Origin of the sequence: Flavobacterium turcicum, from assembly GCF_011365745.1 — a bacterium.
Lineage (GTDB): Bacteria > Bacteroidota > Bacteroidia > Flavobacteriales > Flavobacteriaceae > Flavobacterium > Flavobacterium turcicum.
In genome coordinates this window covers 114,918-134,175 of sequence record NZ_JAAOBY010000004.1, presented here as the reverse complement: position 1 = coordinate 134,175, position 19,258 = coordinate 114,918, and the positions used below count along the sequence as shown (strand labels likewise).

The window sequence follows — 19,258 nt, the reverse complement described above, 5'->3', positions numbered from 1 at the left end:
TAACGCAGCGGAACAAAACTTTAAACAGAAATTACAATGAATCAAGATTATATAAAAGCAGACAATTGGTCCATCATTGAAGAAGGATTTGATGTAGAGCGCGTAAAGTCATCCGAAAGCTTATTCAGTATCGGTAATGGCGCGATGGGACAAAGAGCTAACTTTGAAGAGCAGTATTCAGGCCACAGTTTTCAAGGAAGCTATATTGCCGGAATTTATTATCCTGATAAAACTAAAGTGGGTTGGTGGAAAAACGGCTACCCTGAATATTTTGCAAAAGTATTAAACGCTCCCAACTGGATTGGTATTGATATTGAAATCAATGACGAGAAACTGGACTTGAACACCTGTACATCTGTAAGCAACTTTCGTCGTGAATTAAATATGAAAGAAGGTTGGTACCACCGCTCTTTTGAAGCTACATTAAAAAATGGAACTCAAATTGCAGTTGAAATTCGTCGTTTTTTATCGTTAACTTTAGATGAAGTTGGAGTTATTAATTACCAAATTACTCCCTTAAATAAAGATGCTAAAATCATTTACAAACCTTATGTAGATGCAGGCGTGACCAATGAAGATGCCAACTGGGAAGAGAAATTCTGGGAAGTTTTAGATGTAAAAAAGAGTGCTAATGACGCCTTTGTAACGGCTCAAACCTTTAAAACGCACTTTAAAGCTACCACCTTCATGCACAACACCATTTTAACCAATGGTGAAAAAACAGCTATTTCACCTTCGCACATTGATGCTACTGCCGAAAAAATTCAGTTCAGCTACGATGTTATTGTTGGTCAAGGTCAAAAATCTTCTATTCAAAAAATTGGTGGTTACACGGTTTCTTTAAACCATGAAAACACTATTACTGCTGCCGAAAAAGCTATTCAAGCTGCCTTAGCATTGGGCTACGAGCAATTATTACAAGACCAAATTACTGCTTGGGCAAAAATTTGGGAAATGTCAGACATCACAATCGATGGCGATGTAAAGGCACAACAAGGAATTCGTTTCAATATTTTTCAGCTAAACCAAACGTATTTAGGAAAAGATTCTCGTTTAAATATTGGACCAAAAGGTTTCACTGGCGAAAAATATGGTGGTTCTACCTATTGGGATACTGAGGCGTATTGCATTCCGTTTTATATGGCGACCAAAGATCAAGAAGTAGCGCGCAACTTGTTAACCTACCGCTACAATCAGCTAGATAAAGCTATTGAAAACGCCGCTAAATTAGGATTTACAAACGGTGCTGCTTTGTACCCGATGGTAACTATGAACGGTGAAGAATGCCACAACGAATGGGAAATTACCTTTGAAGAAATTCATAGAAATGGAGCCATTGCTTTTGCTATTTATAATTTTTACCGCTACACAGGCGATTACAGTTACATTCCTGAAAAAGGATTGGAAGTCTTGATCGGAATTGCACGTTTTTGGCACCAAAGAGCTAATTTCTCTACCAAATTAAACCAATACGTAATCCTTGGCGTTACCGGTCCAAATGAATACGAGAACAACGTAAACAATAATTTCTACACTAATTATATTGCTAAATGGTGTTTGGATTATACCTATGAGCAAATTCAAAAAGTATCACTTGAATATCCTGCAGACCACAAACGTGTCACTGAAAAAGTGAATATTACTGATACCGAATTACAAGCTTGGAAAAAAGTGGCTGACAATATGTACTTCCCATTTTCAGAAGAGCACAATGTTTACTTGCAACAAGATGGTTTCTTAGATAAAGAATTGGTTCGCGTAGCTGACTTAGATAAAAGTCAAAGACCGATCAATCAAAAATGGTCTTGGGATCGTATTTTGCGCTCGCCTTACATCAAACAAGCCGATGTTTTACAATGTTTTTATTTCTTTGAGGATCATTTTACAACCGAGCAATTAAAGAACAATTTCGAGTTTTACGAATCGTTTACTGTTCATGAAAGTTCACTTTCTCCATGCGTACACTCTATTCAAGCAGCAGTTTTGGATAAAATGGACATGGCCTACACTTTCTATTTAAGAACATCTCGTTTGGATCTTGATGATTACAACAAAGAAGTTGAGGAAGGTTGTCATATCACCTCTATGGCTGGAACTTGGATGAGTATTGTAGAAGGTTTTGGAGGAATGCGCGTGAAAGAAAATGTGCTTCATTTTTCTCCAAAAATCCCAAAAGAATGGACGGCTTACTCTTTTAAAATCAATTTCAGAAATCAAATTTTAACGGTAAACATCAACCACGATCAAACCACTTTCTCAGTTGATGGCGACACGACTCTGGCGATTATGGTAAATGGTAATCCTGTTACTGTACAAAATTCAAACTTGGCCACTGCGTAGTAGAATAGTTCTATTTTACAGCAGCAAGAGTCAAAATGCTATACTAACAATCCCAATTTTAATTGGGATTGTTTACTTAAAACAGTTTTGAAAAGTGAATAAATTTCAAAACTAACGCTTACTAACTACTCGTTTCATTGAATAACTAGGTTTCAAGTACATTTTCAAAATAAAAGCTTAATGAAAAAATTAATCGTATTCCTTCTATTTATGACTAGTATCGCAAATGCACAAATTGAAAAAGTTGAACCGCCATGTTGGTATGCCGGTATGCAACACAGTGCGGTACAAATTTTATTTTACGGAAAAGACATCAACCAATATCAAGTTTCAGCCTCGAACAATATTGCGATAACCGATATTAAAAAAACTGAAAATCCAAACTACTTATTTGTCACTATCGACACCAAACAAGTAGCTGCCACTGATTTTGTTTTTACATTCAAACAAAAAGGCAAAAAAACACTGCAACAACCCTACAGCTTAAAAAACAGAAAAGCACAATCAGCAGAGCGCAAAGGTTTCGACTCTTCGGATGTAATGTATTTATTGATGCCAGACCGTTTTGCTAATGGCAATAAAAACAATGACAGTACATCAGATACCAAAGAAAAGTACAACAGAGAATTACCCGGCGGAAGACACGGTGGCGATATCGAAGGGATCATTAAAAACCTAGATTACATTGCTGCAACAGGCGCTACAACCGTATGGAGCACTCCGCTTTGCGAAGACAATGATGCTAAATTCTCGTACCATACTTATGGACAATCTGATGTGTATAAAATTGATCCGCGTTATGGCACAAATCAAGATTATGCTCGTCTAGCAGCGGAACTGCACAAACGCAAAATGAAATTGGTGATGGATTATGTCACTAACCATTGGGGAATTGAACATTGGATGATCAAAGATTTACCGACCAAAGATTGGATCAACCAATTTGAAAAATACACTCAAACCAATCACAAACGCACCGTTATTCATGACATCAACGCTTCTGAAATTGATAAAAAAGTAGCTATTGACGGTTGGTTTGTTCCATCGATGCCGGATTTGAATTTAAAAAATCCGCTTACTTTAAATTACTTGATTCAGAATGCTATTTGGTGGATAGAATTCGCAGATTTAGATGGATTGCGCGTAGACACTTATAACTATTCTGATCCAGCTGGAATTGCCACTTGGACAAAAGCAATCACCAATGAATACCCAAATTTTAATATTGTTGGCGAAGTTTGGATGCAAAGTCAAGCGCAGATGGCCTTTTGGCAAAAAGACAGTAAAATTGCAGCAATTCAAAACTACGATTCAAACTTGCCAAGTGTCATGGATTTTACACTTTACGAAGCCACGACAAAGGCATTCAATGAAGACGATACAGGATGGGACAAAGGCGTAATGCGGTTTTACGATAATTTCGCAAATGATTTCTTATATCCAAACCCAAACAATATTTTAGTCTTTGCCGAAAATCACGATACCAATCGCATCAACGAAACCTACAAAAACGACTTACGTAAATACAAAATGGCCATGAGCATTTTAGCGACTGTACGCGGTATTCCGCAAATTTACTACGGAAGCGAAATTGGTATGGCAGGTAACAAAGATAAAGGCGATGCAGCTATTCGTCAAGATTTCCCTGGCGGATGGGAAGGCGACACCAACAATGCTTTTACAAATGCAGGACGAACTGCTGAACAAAAGCAATATTTCGATTTTACGGCTAAATTATTTAATTGGAGGAAAACACAAACAGCCATTCATACTGGTAATATGACGCATTACATTCCAGAAAATAACATATACGTTTACTTCAGATATAATGCAGACGATACAGTGATGGTGCTTATGAACAACAGCAATGACAAAAAAACAATCGGAACTGATCGCTTTAAAGAAAATATCAAGAATTTTAAATCAGGAAAAGAAGTTATTACAGAACAAACTTTTGATATCACCAAAGAGGTAACGCTTGAACCAAAATCAGTTTTAATTCTGGAGCTGAGATAATATGAACCATATAAGTCATTTAAGAAACTCTAAAGCAACTTAATTGACTTATTTGTTTCAAAAAAACAATCATTTAATTCTAAAAAAATGAAAAAATACTCACTTTTACTATTGACTATAATAACTTTAAACAGTTGTTCCACTGCACAAACGGTTGTAAAAAACAACCAAACTCCATTTGTTTGGGAAGGTGCTAATGTGTACTTTTTGATGACGGATCGTTTTAATAATGGCGATAAATCCAACGACTTAAACTTTGACAGAAATAAAACCACGGGAAAACTGCGCGGATTTGAAGGTGGCGACATCAAAGGGATCTCTCAAAAAATTGACGAAGGCTATTTTGACAAACTCGGCATTAATGCTATTTGGTTTACTCCAGTGGTGGAACAAATTCACGATGGCGTTGACGAAGGCACCGGTTTGAGTTATGGCTTTCACGGCTATTGGGCGAAAGATTGGACGGCGTTAGACCCAAACTTTGGAACGAAAGAAGATTTAGCGGCATTGGTTCAAAAGGCTCATGCACACGGCATCCGAATTATTCTTGACGGTGTAATCAATCACACCGGGCCGGTTACTCTTATTGATACGGTTTGGCCGCAAGATTGGGTTCGAACAGGACCAACTTGCGATTACAAATCATTTGAAAACACAACCGCCTGCACGCTAGTAGCCAACTTACCTGATGTTAAAACAGAAAGCAATCAAGCAGTAGCTTTACCTCCTTATTTAATCGAAAAATGGAAAAAAGAAGGCCGTTACGAACAAGAAATGAAAGAACTCGATGCGTTTTTTGCCCGTACCGGATATCCAAGAGCACCAAAATATTACATCATCAAATGGTTGACAGATTATATTACGGAATACGGAATTGATGGATACCGCGGTGACACCGTAAAACATACTGATGAAACCGTTTGGGCCGATTTTAAAACCCAATGTGATTACGCATTTGAAACTTGGAAGAAAAATAATCCAACAAAAGTATTGGATAACAACTCCTTTTACACCATTGCCGAAGTCTATAATTATGGAATCAGCGGCGGTCAAGATTTTGATTTTGGCGATAAAAAAGTAAACTATTTTAAAAATGGTTTCAACAACATGATCAATTTCGAATTCAAATGGGATGCTCAAAAAGATTATGAATTCATTTTCTCTAAATATTCGACTAAACTGAACATTGACTTGAAAGGCTTTAGTGTTTTGAATTATATGTCATCACACGACGATGGTGCACCGTTTGATGCGAAACGAACTAAAAATAAGGAAACGGCAACCAAGTTATTACTTTCGCCTGGAGTTTCGCAAGTGTATTACGGTGACGAAAGCGCTCGTTCGTTAGCAATTGAAGGAACACAAGGTGATGCAACTTTACGTTCTTTTATGAATTGGGATGCCATAAAATCGAATCCTGAAACTCAGAAAACGTTGTTACATTGGCAAAAATTAGGTCAATTCAGAAAAAATCATCCATCAGTTGGAGCAGGAATTCACAAACAAATTTCAGCTCAACCCTATACTTTTTCTAGAACTTTCTCAAAAGAAGATTATACAGATAAAGTAGTAGTTGGCTTGGATTTAAAAAGTGGAACTAAAGAACTTTCAGTAGGAACAATTTTCGCTGACGGAACCAAAGTGAAAGATTTGTATTCAGGAAAAGAATCGGTAGTTGCTAATGGAAAAGTGACAATCGATACTGACTTTGACATTGTTTTATTAGAATTAAAAAAATAAGTCTAAAATAATTACACTAGAACGCCTTTAGAAATGAAGGCGTTTTTTTTATGTTTACCTTTGCCTCAAAACCGAAAACAATGCTCAAAATTGGACATCGCGGCGCAAAAGGATACGAACCCGAAAACACTTTGGTTTCCTTTCAAAAAGCATTGGACCTGCAAGCAGATGGCATTGAACTCGATGTGCATTTGAGTGCAGATGGTGAAATAATCGTAATTCACGACGAAACTATTGACCGAACAACAAACGGAAAAGGTTTTGTAAACGGATTATCTTTGCAGGAATTGAAGGCTTTTTTAATAGATGAAAAACACGAAATCCCCACGCTCGAGGAAGTTTTTGATCTAGTAAATCAAAAGTGTTTCATCAATATAGAACTCAAAAGTCATGATACAACTGATAAAGTAGTTACGCTAATTGAAAAATACGTGAACAAAAGAAGTTGGAAATACGACCATTTTTTAATTTCAAGTTTTGATTGGATTGCGTTGCAACAAGTGACATCGTTAAATGATAAAATTGGCGTTGGCGTTTTAACAGAAACCGATTTAGACTTGGCTTTGGCTTTCGCCGAAACGATTCAGGCAAAATCCATACACCCGTATTTTCATTTGATAACTCAAGAAAGTACAGCACTAATTCAGTCACACGGTTTTCAAGTTTTCCCTTGGACCATCAATGAATTAGAAGACATTCAAAAAATAAAAACATACAACGTAAACGGAATCATAACCGATTTCCCTGATAGAATATGAATCAAAATTTCGATATAATAATTGTAGGTGGTGGCGCAGCAGGATTTTTTACAGCGATTAATATCGTAGAAAAAAATCCAAAACTGAAAGTCGCAATTTTAGAACGCGGTGCAGAAGTATTGCAAAAAGTACGTATTTCCGGTGGTGGACGTTGTAACGTAACGCACGCATGTTTTGAACCAAATGAATTGGTAAAATTTTACCCTCGTGGCGAAAAAGAATTGCGCGGTCCTTTTCATCAATTTTGCTCTGGTGATACGATTGAATGGTTCGAGAAACATGGTGTTGAATTAAAAATCGAAGCTGACGGACGGATGTTTCCCGTTTCGAATTCCTCACAAACCATTATTGATTGTTTCTTGAAAGCAACGCAAAAACTCGGAATCGCAGTACTTACAGGACAAAGTGTACAATCTATTTACAAAAAAGAACACGTTTGGAAGATAGAAACACAAACCGAGAATTATCTTGTCGAAAAGTTAATTTTGGCTACAGGTAGCAATCCAAAAGTTTGGGAAATGCTACAAAATTTTGGTCACGCAGTTGTCAGCCCAGTTCCTTCCCTATTCACATTCAACATTAAAGATTCCAGAATAAAAGAATTACCTGGCGTTGCAGCACAAGTTACCGTAACCGTAAAAGACACTAAACTTTCATCCACAGGTCCTTTATTAATTACACATTGGGGAATGAGTGGTCCGGCAATTTTGAAACTCTCCGCCTGGGGAGCTCGAATCTTGCATGACAAAAATTATCAATTTACCATTTTCGTAAATTGGTTGAATGATGAAGACACAACGGATGTCGAAAAAAAGCTAAAAGACTTAAAACAAGAACACGCAAAAAAATCAGTTTCAAAAAAATCACCTTTTGAACTGACCAACAGGTTATGGGAAAGTTTGGTACTTGCTTCAGGAATTGAAGAAGAGACCAAATGGGCTGATTTATCGAAAACACAATTGCAAAATCTAGCCAATCAATTGACGAAAGGAACTTTTCAAGTTAATGGAAAAAGTACTTTTAAAGAAGAATTTGTAACAGCTGGCGGAATTGATTTAAAAGAAATCAACTTCAAAACTATGGAAAGTAAGTTGCATCAAAACCTCTATTTTGCTGGTGAAATTGTGAATATTGATGCTATTACAGGCGGTTTCAATTTTCAAAATGCTTGGACAAGTGGGTTTATTGTAGCTAACTCTATTTGATTTTAATTAACAAGAGTTTAAAACTTCAGTAAGTTTTATTTAAGATGATTCTGATACCTTTACTAGTCTATTATCAAAACTTTATGAAAACAAAATTACTCGCTTTACTTCTATTTGTGCTTTATCAAACTGGATTTTCACAAGTTACAGAACGCATTCAAGGGCAAATAGTTTTTGATAAAACTGTGGCAAACAAGGTCGAGGTTATCAATGCGACAAGTAAAAATGTCTCCTTAACAGATACCGAAGGTAAATTTACCATTACAGTTGAAGCCAAGGATCAATTGGTTTTTGTAGCCAAAAATCATGAAATAAAAGAATTGAAAGTTACAGCTGCAATTTTAAAACAAGGTTTCATCAACATAACTTTGGTCGCTAAAGTGGAAGAACTAAAAGAAGTAGTGGTACAAAACACTCCTTCAATCAAATTAAGTAAAGATGCCAAATGGGAACAAGCCAAACTGGATCAATACACATTAGAAAAAAATGCTAGCAAACTAAAAAATCCTGGGGTTTATGATGGCACTATTGAAAACGGCATGGATATAATGAGGATTGGCGGAATGGTTGCCAAGCTGTTCAAAAAGAAAAATACCGACCTTGAGACAAAAGGACCTGTATTACCGTTCATAGAGGCAGCAAAAACACAAATCGCAACAGAATTTTATACCGACACTTTACAACTTCGTCAAGAAGAAATTGCAACTTTTCTTGACTTTTGCAACAAAGACCCAAAGTCGAAAATAATTGCTGCGCAGCAAAATATACTTTCACTACAAGAATTCATGAGTAGTAAAATATTACATTTTAAAAGCTTATAAACTTTAAATTATTAAACAGACTGCTAACTGAGACTGACAACTGAGACTGAAAACCGTCAACTATCTATTCAACCACCAAATACTTCCGTTCAAAACCGCAGCAAAACTCACCCAAGCCAAATAAGGAATAAACAAATACCCAGCAATCTTGTTAATCTTTGAAAACTGAACATAGGTTTCGTAAATTATTAACCACAGCACAATAATTTCTAATCCTGCGAGCATTGGGTTATGCAAACCAAAAAACAAGTACGACCACAAAGCATTTAGACCGAGTTGTATCAAAAAGAAAATTAAGGCTTTTTTCACGACCTCTTCATTGCTTTTAATTTCGTTCCACACCAATCCTGCAGCCACACCCATCATAGCATACAAGGTACTCCATACCGGTGCAAAAATCCAATTGGGCGGATTAAAACTAGGTTTGATCAATGTAGGATACCAAGTTGTAATAGATGAGCGAGTCACCATTCCTGATGTATATCCAATAGCAAGACAAGCTGCGACCGCTATGATTATTTTGAGAAATTTGTTCATGAGACTTTTATTTTAACATCCAAAAGTACTCAAAACTTTGCAACTAATTGCGTACTAAACCAAGATACAAATACAGTAAAAAAAGTATCTTTGCGTAAATTTCTAATTTTATGATTGCAGCAAACGATTTTATTCCATCATCATATACCAATACTGTTGAAAGCGGTAATTTTCAATGGAGCGCACCCAGTAATATTGCACTTGTAAAATACTGGGGAAAAAAAGAGAATCAAATTCCAGCGAATCCATCGGTGAGTTTTACGTTGAATAATTGCAAAACGATTACCAAATTGGCTTTCGCCAAAAAAGACATTTCGACTGCGCTCAATGTGACGGATAATAATTTCTCTTTTGATTTGCTTTTTGAAGGGCAACCTAAAGAAGATTTCAAACCGAAAATTCAAAAGTTTTTGGAGCGAATAGAAATCTATTTGCCGTTTTTAAAAGACTATCATTTTACAATTGATACCGAAAATACCTTTCCGCACAGTTCCGGAATTGCGTCATCAGCATCAGGAATGGCTGCTTTGGCCATGAACTTGATGAGTTTAGAAAAAGCGTTAAACCCAGCCATGTCTGAAGATTATTTTTATCAAAAAGCGTCTGTACTTGCCCGTTTGGGTTCCGGAAGTGCTTGTCGAAGTGTAAAAGGACAAGTCGTGGTTTGGGGCAATCAGGCGAACATTCCTGGAAGTTCAGACTTATTTGGAGTGGAATTTCCGCATGCGATCCATCCTAATTTTTCGAATTTTCAAGATACAATTTTACTGGTTGATAAAGGTGAAAAACAAGTCTCGAGCACCGTTGGTCATGACTTGATGCACAACCATCCTTTTGCCGAAAGGCGATTTGCACAAGCGCACGAGAATTTAGATGCACTGATTACTATTTTTGAAAGTGGCGATTTAGACGCGTTTATCAAAATTGTAGAAAGCGAAGCCTTGACCTTGCACGCTATGATGATGACCTCTATGCCGTATTTTATCTTAATGAAACCAAATACATTACAAATCATTAATGCCATTTGGAAATTCAGGACTGAGACCAAAATACCTGTTTGTTTCACGCTAGATGCAGGTGCCAATGTACACGTTTTGTATCCCGAAAACGTTAGCGAAAAAGTTTTACAATTTATTAAGGACGAATTAGTTGGCTATTGTCAAAATGGGCAGTACATTTGTGATCAAATAGGAAACGGAGCAGCGCTTGTTTAATCTTTTTTTGTGTATCTTTAAACATTCTTAAAAAAAGAAGTTGATGGATATTCAATCAGAAAAAATAGAATTGATCAAAATGTTACTCGCAACTACTGATGCATCTTTATTAGTAGCAGTTAGAAACGTTTTTGAAAAACAACAACAAACTGTTTGGACGGAATTGTCACCTGAAGAGCAAGAACAAATTGAAATTAAAATCCAAGAAGACAATCGAGGCGATCAATTGGAGATATAAAATATAAATACATTATAATTACCAACCCCAAATTGTTAATTTAAAAATACATATGAAAGGACCACTATTTTACTCAAAAATATTACTATTTGGAGAATACGGAATCATTCGTGACTCAAAAGGGCTTTCTATTCCTTATAACTTTTACAACGGCGCTTTAAAAAGAGATGAAAATCCATCTGATGAGGCTATTAAATCAAACGGTCATTTAAAACGATTTGTAAGTTATCTAGAAACTTTGCAAACAGAGCAACCGGATTTGGTGACGTTTGACCTTGACTTATTAAAAGAAGATGTTAATACGGGAATGTATTTTGACTCTAGCATTCCACAAGGTTACGGCGTAGGTAGTAGTGGCGCTTTAGTTGCAGCTATTTATGACAAGTATGCGCACAATAAAATCACGGTTTTAGAAAATCTGACGCGTGAAAAATTATTGCAGTTAAAAAATATATTTTCTCAAATGGAGAGTTTTTTCCACGGGAAAAGTTCTGGTTTAGACCCTTTGAATAGTTACTTGAGTATTCCAATTTTGATTAATTCGAAAGATAACATCGAGGCAACAGGAATTCCTACTCAAAGTTTTGATGGCAAGGGCGCTGTATTTTTGTTAGATTCAGGTATTGTGGGTGAAACCGCTCCGATGGTCAACATTTTTATGGAAAACTTGAAAGACAAAGGTTTTAGAACCATGTTGAAAAATCAATTTGTAAAATACACTGATGCTTGCGTTGAAAATTTCTTAGGCGGAGACATGAAATCACTCTTCATGAACACTAAGAAACTTTCAAAAGTAGTCTTAAATAACTTTAAACCAATGATTCCTGAGCAATTTCACGGCATTTGGCAACAAGGTATTGACAGTAATGACTATTACCTGAAACTTTGTGGATCAGGTGGAGGTGGCTACATTCTTGGTTTTACCGAAGACTTAGAAAAAGCAAAAGCTTCTCTTAAAGATTACAAACTAGAAGTAGTTTATCAGTTTTAAAAAATACAAACTCCCTGACTTGTTAGTCAGGGAGTTTCTTAATACACTCATTTGTACCACGTACTTAAATACTCTTTAACCAAATTAAAATGTTAAGCAGACCAAACAAACTTCTTATAATGAAAATTGCAAGTTTGTTCTCTGTAGTGCGAGGATACAACATTCCTGTTATTATCATTGCGCAATATTTATCTGCTATTTTTATATTGGCTCCAGAAAAAAGAGCACTTGATCTTTTATTTCATCTCAACCTTTTTTTATTAGTTTTTGCATCGTCATTGACGATTGCTTCGGGTTACATCATCAATAATTTTTACGACAGTCAAAAGGATTTAATCAACAGACCGACCAAGTCAATGTTGGATCGTTTGGTGAGTCAAAAAACCAAATTGCAAGTCTATTTTACACTAAACTTTATCGTAGCTTTGATGGCACTTTTTGTTTCGTGGCGTGTTTTTTTATTCTTTTCAGGATATATTTTCTTCATCTGGTTGTACTCTCACAAACTAAAAAAACAGACCGTCATTGGTAATTTAACCGCAGCAGTTTTGGCGGTGATGCCGTTTTTTGCTATCCTACTATATTTTTACACACGCATCCCTTTTGAGGATATCGAAAATTACAAACAACAATTAGGTGTTATTTTTGCCCATGCTTCCTTTTTATTTTTGCTATTATTGGTCCGTGAAATGATCAAAGATTTAGAAAACCTACAAGGAGATTTAGCCAATGACTACCCTACTATTCCTGTGGTTTACGGTGAAAAAGCAGCTAAAAAAGTAATTAGTTTTTTGACATTTTTATCTATTCTACCCGTTTACATTTTAATTGACGTGTACGATGTGGGCTACATGGCGATATACTTTTACAGCAGCTGCATTGTCCTCATCTTTTTTGTATTGTACTTATGGAAATCATCAGTAAAAAAAGACTATTTGGCCTTGCATAATGTCTTGAAATTTTTAATTGTTGCAGGCGTATTTTGTATTGTCTTAATTAATCCTGCCGTTTTGTGGCATGGAAAAAAGCTATTAATGACTATTTAGTTTCTTTCTTGTTTTAACATTTCAAAAGATATTTAAATAGACAAGCAGACTTCCGATTGTCTAAATAGATATAACGGTAATTACTTCTTTCAGCAGATTTTTGCCAACTTTGTTCGTATTGGATTTTTTCTACCAAAAAGTAAAAGATGCAACCTATAGCGGCATATCGACAATTCAGCACAGCCAAACAGCTTCTAAAAAAACAACCCACTGATAGCAAGAACGCTAGCAATGAGTCGCTTGGTGTTTTTATAATTATCGGTTATTGATTGTCAAGTATATAAATAGTATCTTTGCACGCACTAGGTCGCAAAGATGGGACTGAAGAAGTAAATTATTGGAATATTATGAATAACAAGGAAGGCAATAATAAGAAAAGTGGTGGAAGAGCAAACAGCTCAAGACCCAATTCAAATAAGCCAAAACCTGCCATGCAGAAGCGCGCTCAAGGGCCTAAAAAAGTAAAAGTAACCACTAAAGTTGCCGATATTGCTGCTGAAAGAGTAGAGAAAAAACCAAATCAAGCGCCTAAAAGACCGAAAGTTAAAGACGAAATTCGTTTGAACAAATACATTGCAAACTCTGGAGCTTGTTCTAGACGTGATGCAGATATTTACATCCAATCTGGGACGGTAAAAGTAAACGGAATTCCGGTAACCGAAATGGGCTACATGGTAAAACCGGGTGATGTTGTAAATTTTGATGGAGCTACTTTAACTCCAGAGAAAAAAGTGTACATCTTGTTGAACAAACCGAAAAACTTTACGACAGCATTAGACGAAGGACAAGAATTTCGTAATGTTTTAGAATTAGTAAAAGGTTCAACTACCGCCAAAATTGGTCCGGTAGGAAGAATGGATAAAAATACAACAGGTTTGTTGTTGTTTACTAATGATACCGACATGATTCGTAAGTTTACCTTACCAAGTCAAAAATCATCTAAAATTTATCAGGTTTCTTTAGATAAAAATTTAAAGTTTGAAGATTTAGAAAAAATCCAAAAAGGATTAACACTAGATGGTCACCGTGTTTTTGTTGAAGAAGTTAGCTACATTGAAGGTGAAGCAAAAAGCGAAATCGGTTTGAAATTACGTTCTTCAAATGTGAAAGTAGTTCGTTCTATTTTCGAAAATTTTGATTACGATGTATTGCGTATTGACCGTGTGGCTTTTGCAGGATTGACTAAAAAGAATTTACCAAGAGGAAACTGGAGATTACTTACTGAACAAGAAATCATCAACTTGAAAAACGTTTAGTTTTTTATAGCTCTTAAAAATACAAAGCCCTCCAAAATTAATTTTGGAGGGCTTTTTGTTTGGAGAATGTTTTTATACTATCCTCTTATTTTTTTAACTGGCTCTGTTTTTTTGTCCAGACCACGTTTTCTTAAAAGTGGTTCAATGCTAGGCTCAGCACCTCTAAATCTTTTGTACAAAACCATCGGATCTTCAGTTCCGCCTTTTTCAAGTACATGAGTACGGAATAACTTAGCTTTTTCTGGATTGAATAATGAAGTCGACTTAAATGCTTCGAAAGCATCGGTATCCAAAACTCCTGACCAAATATAACTGTAGTACCCAGAAGAATAGCCGCCCGAAAAAATATGACTAAAATAGGTACTACGGTATCTTGGAATAATTGATGGAATTAAACCAATTTTTGTCATGGCTGCTTTTTCAAAAGCGTTGGCATCAACTGTAATGTCTTTGGTTTGCGAGTGATATTCTAAATCCAATAGCGAAGCTGCTAGGTATTCAGTAGTAGTAAAACCTTGATCAAAAGTTCCCGCTTTCTTCAATTTATTAACTAGCGTTTCTGGGATTACTTCGCCCGTTTTGTAGTGCTTCGCGTAAATTTTCAAAACCTCAGGCTCTGCTGCCCAATTTTCCATAATTTGTGATGGAAGCTCAACAAAATCTCTTGGAACGCTCGTTCCTGCCAAACTTCTGTAAGTTACATTAGACAATAAACCGTGTAAAGCGTGACCGAATTCATGAAAAAAGGTAGATACTTCATCAAAAGTTAACAAGGCAGGAGTTGTAGCAGTAGGTTTTGTGAAATTACAAACGATAGAAACTACAGGAGCAACACGCTTGCCATCAACCATTTTTTGGCTGCGGTAAGATGTCATCCAAGCACCTCCACGTTTCGACTCACGCGGGTGAAAATCCATGTACAAAACTCCTAAGTGCGTCCCATCTTTTTCGGTTACTTCCCAAGCAGTTACATCTTCGTGGTATGTTGGCACGTTGCTTAATGGTTTAATTTGAATACCGTATAAATTTTCAGTAACCTGAAAAACACCTTTACGAACTTGGTCTAAACTAAAATATGGTTTTAGCTCTTCCTCATCAAGATCAAAACGCTCTTTTCTGATTTTTTCGGTGTAATAACGCCAATCGTATGGTTGAACCGCACCTTTAATTCCATCTTTAACCATCATTTTTTGAATGTCGGCCGCTTCATTTTTAGCCATTTCAAGAGCTGGTTTCCACAAATCATTTAATAATTTGTTTACGTTTTCAGGCTTTTTAGCCATCGACTCTTCTAAGACATAAGTTGCATGTGAAGTATACCCCAACAACCGCGCTTTTTGACCTCTTAAATTAGCCAATTCTACCGCGTTTTTTTTGTTATCGGCTGCGTCATCGTGATTCGCTCTAGTTTGGTAGGCATTCCAAATCTGTTTGCGCAATTCTCTATTTGAACTATATTGCAAAAACGGCATCACACTCGAATTAGAAAGTGTAAAAACCCATTTGCCGTCTTTGCCCTTTGCTTTCGCATCTGCGGCAGCGGCATCAACAATTCCTTTTGGTAAACCTGCTAAATCTTTTTTATCTGCAATAACTAATTCATAACCGTTGGTTTCAGAAAGTATATTTTGTCCGTACTTTAAGCTCGTAAGCGATAAAGTTCCGTTGATTTTTCGCAAGGTTTCTTTATCTGCCGGAGACAAATTAGCACCACTTCTAACAAAATCTTTATAGGCATTGTCTAAAATTTTAGCTTGCTCTAAATTCAAACCCAAACTTTCTTTTTTATTCCAAAGCGACTTTACTCTAGAAAATAACTTTTCGTTCAAATAAATGTTATCGCGGTGTGCCGATAAATTGGGTGCTGTTTCTTTTGCAATATTTTGAATTTCCTTATTGGTATTCGCAGAGTTCAAATTAGAAAAAACCGTATTCACATCCGATAATAATTCGCCTGCGTTTTCCATTGCTAAAATGGTATTATCAAAAGTAGCAGGCTGCGTATTATTTGCAATAGCATCAATTTCAGCTTGATGTTTCGCAATTCCTTCTAAAATAGCAGGTTTAAAATGCTCGTTCTTGATTTTGTCAAACGGCGGAACATTGAAAGGCGTGTTGTAAGCCTGAAAAAATGGGTTCAAAGTAGTGTTTTCTTTTTTTTCTTGTGCTTGGATGGTGAGCATATTTCCGATGACTAGCATCAGAAAAAGGGATTTCTTTCTCATTTTAATTTGTTAATTAGTAAGGTAAATTTAACCTAAATCCTTTTCATAAACCAATCGACGCTTTGCCTTAACTTAATTTTATGATTAGGAAAACGGACTTGATAGAAAGGATTTTACGTTCACAATTTAAGTATTGAAATAAAATCAATACATTAGCTATTTAAATCACAAACCGAAATTATGAAAAAAATAACCGTTCTACTTTTTACAGTAACAACTGCCCTGCTATTGGTAAACTGTAAATCTGAAGATAAAAAGCAAGATTTTACTAGCTTAACCAAAAGCTATTTTGACGATAAAAACGCGCTAGATCCATTGAGTGCAACCCAAAGTGGTCAAAACCAGTACAACGATCAGCTGCAATTTGAAATGACGGATAGTTACAGAAAAACGCAAGCTGCTTTTTTTGACAAATACCAAACAGCATTGCAAAATATTAATGTAGCCGATTTATCTGAAGAAGAAAAAAACAGTTACAAAATCATCAAATGGGAAATTGAAGTTGGAAAAGAAGTGCTAGAACAGCCAACTAATTTAATCCCAGTTCATCAATTTTGGGGAACACACTTGACTATGGGTCAGTTTGCAGGTGGAACTGGTGCACAGCCTTTTAAAACAGAACAAGATTATACCAACTTTTTAAAACGAATGGACAAATATGCCGTTTGGATTGATTCGGCAATGGTGTACATGAAAAAAGGGTTAGACAAAGGAGTGGTTTTACCAAAAGCATTGACCGTAAAACTGATTCCACAATTTGCAGACATGGAAACTCCAAATATCGAAGACAATTTATTTTATTCGTCGATAAAATTAATGCCAGCATCGTTTCCTGAAAGCATCAAGAAAGACTTAACGGCAAAATACACGGAAACAATCACCACTAAATTGATTCCGAAGTACAAGAAAATGGCTGATTTTCTTAATAAAGAATACCTTCCAGCTTCTAGAAAAACGAGCGGAATAGGAAGTTTACCTTTTGGAAAAAAACTATACGCCGCTTATGTAAAACAATGGACTACCACCGATAAAACTCCTGAGGAAATTCATGAATTGGGATTGAAAGAAGTAGCGCGACTGACTGCCGAAATGGAAAAAGTAAAAGCACAAGTTGGTTTCAAAGGTACTTTGATTGAGTTTTTTGAAGAAGTGAGAAACAAGAAAGAATTAAAACCTTTTACCAAACCAGAAGAGGTCATCGCCAACTTTAACAGCATTTACACCCGAATTAAACCTAATGTTGACAAGCTATTTGCTTTGCAGCCAAAAACAAAATTCGAGGTAAGACGCACCGAAGCTTTTAGAGAGCAAACTGCAAGCGCCGAGTACAATCAAGGAACGGCAGATGGAACGCGTCCTGGCATTTTTTATGTTCCGATTCCGAATGTAAAAGAATACAACATGTATGGTGACGAAGATTTATTTTTGCACGAAGCCATTCCGGGACATCACTTTCAAATTTCATTACAGCAAGAAAACCAAAGTCTTCCAGATTTTAGAAAATTCAATTGGTTTGGTGCTTATGGTGAAGGTTGGGCTTTATACACCGAAAGTTTAGGTAAAGAGCTAGGTTTGTACCAAGATCCGTATCAATATTTTGGGATGTTGGGTAACGAAATGCACCGTGCGGTACGTTTAGTAGTTGATACTGGTTTACATTCGAAAGGCTGGACGAGAGAACAAGCTATTAAATATTCCTTAGCTAACGAAGCCGAAAGTGAAGCGAGTATTATTCCTGAAATAGAGCGTTACATGGCTATTCCTGGACAAGCATTGTCTTATAAAATTGGACAATTGAAAATAATGGAGCTTCGCAAAAAAGCCGAAACTAAAATGGGCAGCAAATTTGACATTAAAAAATTCCATGAAAAAGTATTGGAGTCAGGAGTGATGCCTTTGGCTTTATTAGAACAAAAAATTAATGAGTGGATAAATGAATCTAAACAATAAACATCGACAAATCATGAAAAAAAATCCAAGTTTCATCTTCCTATTACTAATCATAATTAGCTTTAACGGCTATTCGCAATTTATTATTGATAAAGTTGACCCATCAAATAGTGGTGCGTTGTTTAGAAATCCACTATTGAACAATTCTGATTCAGCTATAATTGAAGGCTCTCAATACATTAACAAAGAATTTAATTTAGCTGAGATTTCAGGAACTAGTCAAAAACTTTTGGTACGCTACAATGCATTTACTGATATGATAGAAGTTCAAAATGAAAAAAAAGAACTTTTCTCACTACCAAAAAACGACCCTTTCAATATCATAACTATTGCTCCTTTTTCTAATAAAATCAAACTTTTAAAGTACAAGACTAAAGAAAGAGTAGAAAATGGGTACTTAGTAGAATTATATAATCAAAACCAATTTTCCTTATATAGAAGAGATAGAGTTATCTTTCAAAAGGAAAAAGAGGCTAGTAGTTCGTATTCAGTTGCTATACCTGCAAGGTATGTTGAAGCAAGTGACGAGTATTATTTGAGTTTAAAAAACGAAACGGCTGTCATGATGCCAAAAAACAAAAAAGAAATGCTGCTTTTATTTCCAGAAAAAGCTGATGAGATTACAAATTATCTTAAGAAAAACGATTTCTCAATAAAAGACGAAACAAGCGTACTCAACATGGTTCGCTTTTTAGCTGGATCTTAAAAAAAAAGCTTCTCGTGGTGAGAAGCTTTTTTTATTGGTTTGAATAAAGCAAAATCAAAACACAAAAAAAGCCCAAACTTTCGTTTGGGCTTTTCGTGCGGATAATAGGACTCGAACCTACACGCCTTGCGGCACCAGATCCTAAGTCTGGCATGTCTACCAATTTCACCATATCCGCGTGCAATTGTGGGTGCAAAGATACACTTAACTTCGAA

15 protein-coding genes and 1 tRNA gene are annotated in these 19,258 nt (G+C 35.9%); 13 read left to right on the top strand and 3 right to left on the bottom strand.

The window, feature by feature from the left end; translation table 11 throughout:
* Positions 1 to 36 precede the first annotated feature (36 nt).
* The 6 genes from G9Q29_RS08850 to G9Q29_RS08825 all read left to right on the top strand — a co-directional run bounded on the left by G9Q29_RS08850 (position 37) and on the right by G9Q29_RS08825 (position 8,880).
* Positions 37 to 2,340 carry a glycoside hydrolase family 65 protein gene (locus tag G9Q29_RS08850; protein ID WP_166135871.1) on the top strand — a complete coding sequence of 768 codons (2,304 nt, stop codon included), beginning with the start codon at positions 37 to 39 and terminating at the stop codon, positions 2,338 to 2,340.
* Positions 2,341 to 2,520: 180 nt separating this feature from the next.
* Positions 2,521 to 4,356 carry a glycoside hydrolase family 13 protein gene (locus G9Q29_RS08845; protein ID WP_166135868.1) on the top strand — a complete coding sequence of 612 codons (1,836 nt, stop codon included), beginning with the start codon at positions 2,521 to 2,523 and terminating at the stop codon, positions 4,354 to 4,356.
* Positions 4,357 to 4,443: 87 nt separating this feature from the next.
* Positions 4,444 to 6,096: an alpha-amylase family glycosyl hydrolase gene (locus G9Q29_RS08840; RefSeq protein WP_166135865.1), complete on the top strand. Its 1,653-nt coding sequence runs from the start codon at positions 4,444 to 4,446 to the stop codon at positions 6,094 to 6,096.
* A gap of 80 nt (positions 6,097 to 6,176) precedes the next feature.
* The gene (locus G9Q29_RS08835; protein ID WP_166135862.1) at positions 6,177 to 6,854 is read left to right on the top strand and encodes a glycerophosphodiester phosphodiesterase; all 678 of its coding nucleotides are present in this window, start codon (positions 6,177 to 6,179) and stop codon (positions 6,852 to 6,854) included.
* The gene (locus tag G9Q29_RS08830) at positions 6,851 to 8,059 is read left to right on the top strand and encodes a BaiN/RdsA family NAD(P)/FAD-dependent oxidoreductase (protein WP_166135859.1); all 1,209 of its coding nucleotides are present in this window, start codon (positions 6,851 to 6,853) and stop codon (positions 8,057 to 8,059) included. Before G9Q29_RS08835 ends, G9Q29_RS08830 begins: the two co-directional genes overlap by 4 nt.
* Before the next feature lie 83 nt (positions 8,060 to 8,142).
* Positions 8,143 to 8,880, top strand: a complete 738-nt coding sequence (locus G9Q29_RS08825; RefSeq protein WP_166135856.1) for a hypothetical protein — start codon at positions 8,143 to 8,145, stop codon at positions 8,878 to 8,880.
* A 60-nt stretch (positions 8,881 to 8,940) separates the two neighbouring features.
* Here the strand turns inward: G9Q29_RS08825 and G9Q29_RS08820 are convergent, their stop codons facing one another.
* Positions 8,941 to 9,417 (bottom strand): TspO/MBR family protein, encoded by a 477-nt coding sequence (locus G9Q29_RS08820; RefSeq protein ID WP_166135853.1) that lies wholly within the window; start codon positions 9,415 to 9,417, stop codon positions 8,941 to 8,943.
* 110 nt (positions 9,418 to 9,527) lie between these two features.
* Between G9Q29_RS08820 and G9Q29_RS08815 the strand changes: the two genes are divergently transcribed.
* The 5 genes from G9Q29_RS08815 to G9Q29_RS08795 all read left to right on the top strand — a co-directional run bounded on the left by G9Q29_RS08815 (position 9,528) and on the right by G9Q29_RS08795 (position 14,162).
* Positions 9,528 to 10,631: a diphosphomevalonate/mevalonate 3,5-bisphosphate decarboxylase family protein gene (locus G9Q29_RS08815; protein ID WP_166135850.1), complete on the top strand. Its 1,104-nt coding sequence runs from the start codon at positions 9,528 to 9,530 to the stop codon at positions 10,629 to 10,631.
* 43 nt (positions 10,632 to 10,674) lie between these two features.
* Positions 10,675 to 10,869 (top strand): hypothetical protein, encoded by a 195-nt coding sequence (locus tag G9Q29_RS08810; RefSeq protein WP_166135847.1) that lies wholly within the window; start codon positions 10,675 to 10,677, stop codon positions 10,867 to 10,869.
* Positions 10,870 to 10,921: 52 nt separating this feature from the next.
* Positions 10,922 to 11,860 (top strand): mevalonate kinase family protein, encoded by a 939-nt coding sequence (locus tag G9Q29_RS08805; RefSeq protein ID WP_166135844.1) that lies wholly within the window; start codon positions 10,922 to 10,924, stop codon positions 11,858 to 11,860.
* Positions 11,861 to 11,949: 89 nt separating this feature from the next.
* Positions 11,950 to 12,906 carry a geranylgeranylglycerol-phosphate geranylgeranyltransferase gene (locus G9Q29_RS08800; RefSeq protein ID WP_166135841.1) on the top strand — a complete coding sequence of 319 codons (957 nt, stop codon included), beginning with the start codon at positions 11,950 to 11,952 and terminating at the stop codon, positions 12,904 to 12,906.
* A gap of 347 nt (positions 12,907 to 13,253) precedes the next feature.
* The gene (locus G9Q29_RS08795) at positions 13,254 to 14,162 is read left to right on the top strand and encodes a pseudouridine synthase (RefSeq protein WP_166136257.1); all 909 of its coding nucleotides are present in this window, start codon (positions 13,254 to 13,256) and stop codon (positions 14,160 to 14,162) included.
* 77 nt (positions 14,163 to 14,239) lie between these two features.
* Here G9Q29_RS08795 and G9Q29_RS08790 read toward each other — a convergent pair whose 3' ends face one another.
* Positions 14,240 to 16,387 carry a M3 family metallopeptidase gene (locus G9Q29_RS08790; protein WP_166135838.1) on the bottom strand — a complete coding sequence of 716 codons (2,148 nt, stop codon included), beginning with the start codon at positions 16,385 to 16,387 and terminating at the stop codon, positions 14,240 to 14,242.
* A 180-nt stretch (positions 16,388 to 16,567) separates the two neighbouring features.
* On the opposite strand from G9Q29_RS08790, the gene G9Q29_RS08785 reads away from it, so the two are divergent.
* Together G9Q29_RS08785 and G9Q29_RS08780 are read left to right on the top strand one after the other, a co-directional pair.
* On the top strand, positions 16,568 to 18,337 hold the full coding sequence (locus G9Q29_RS08785) for a DUF885 domain-containing protein (RefSeq protein ID WP_166135835.1): 1,770 nt from the start codon (positions 16,568 to 16,570) through the stop codon (positions 18,335 to 18,337).
* Positions 18,338 to 18,350: 13 nt separating this feature from the next.
* The gene (locus tag G9Q29_RS08780) at positions 18,351 to 19,043 is read left to right on the top strand and encodes a hypothetical protein (RefSeq protein WP_166135832.1); all 693 of its coding nucleotides are present in this window, start codon (positions 18,351 to 18,353) and stop codon (positions 19,041 to 19,043) included.
* 96 nt (positions 19,044 to 19,139) lie between these two features.
* On the opposite strand, the gene G9Q29_RS08775 is transcribed toward G9Q29_RS08780, so the two are convergent.
* Positions 19,140 to 19,221, bottom strand: a tRNA-Leu gene (locus G9Q29_RS08775).
* Positions 19,222 to 19,258 lie beyond the last annotated feature (37 nt).

Bases quoted from the DNA above. Each gene is read 5' to 3' on its own strand.
- G9Q29_RS08810 (WP_166135847.1), top strand. From the start codon at position 10,675: ATGGATATTCAATCAGAAAAAATAGAATTGATCAAAATGTTACTCGCA.
- G9Q29_RS08830 (WP_166135859.1), top strand. From the start codon at position 6,851: ATGAATCAAAATTTCGATATAATAATTGTAGGTGGTGGCGCAGCAGGA.
- G9Q29_RS08825 (WP_166135856.1), top strand. From the start codon at position 8,143: ATGAAAACAAAATTACTCGCTTTACTTCTATTTGTGCTTTATCAAACT.
- G9Q29_RS08820 (WP_166135853.1), bottom strand. From the start codon at position 9,417: ATGAACAAATTTCTCAAAATAATCATAGCGGTCGCAGCTTGTCTTGCT.
- G9Q29_RS08800 (WP_166135841.1), top strand. From the start codon at position 11,950: ATGTTAAGCAGACCAAACAAACTTCTTATAATGAAAATTGCAAGTTTG.
- G9Q29_RS08815 (WP_166135850.1), top strand. From the start codon at position 9,528: ATGATTGCAGCAAACGATTTTATTCCATCATCATATACCAATACTGTT.
- G9Q29_RS08835 (WP_166135862.1), top strand. From the start codon at position 6,177: ATGCTCAAAATTGGACATCGCGGCGCAAAAGGATACGAACCCGAAAAC.
- G9Q29_RS08785 (WP_166135835.1), top strand. From the start codon at position 16,568: ATGAAAAAAATAACCGTTCTACTTTTTACAGTAACAACTGCCCTGCTA.
- G9Q29_RS08795 (WP_166136257.1), top strand. From the start codon at position 13,254: ATGAATAACAAGGAAGGCAATAATAAGAAAAGTGGTGGAAGAGCAAAC.
- G9Q29_RS08780 (WP_166135832.1), top strand. From the start codon at position 18,351: ATGAAAAAAAATCCAAGTTTCATCTTCCTATTACTAATCATAATTAGC.
- G9Q29_RS08845 (WP_166135868.1), top strand. From the start codon at position 2,521: ATGAAAAAATTAATCGTATTCCTTCTATTTATGACTAGTATCGCAAAT.
- G9Q29_RS08840 (WP_166135865.1), top strand. From the start codon at position 4,444: ATGAAAAAATACTCACTTTTACTATTGACTATAATAACTTTAAACAGT.
- G9Q29_RS08805 (WP_166135844.1), top strand. From the start codon at position 10,922: ATGAAAGGACCACTATTTTACTCAAAAATATTACTATTTGGAGAATAC.
- G9Q29_RS08850 (WP_166135871.1), top strand. From the start codon at position 37: ATGAATCAAGATTATATAAAAGCAGACAATTGGTCCATCATTGAAGAA.
- G9Q29_RS08790 (WP_166135838.1), bottom strand. From the start codon at position 16,387: ATGAGAAAGAAATCCCTTTTTCTGATGCTAGTCATCGGAAATATGCTC.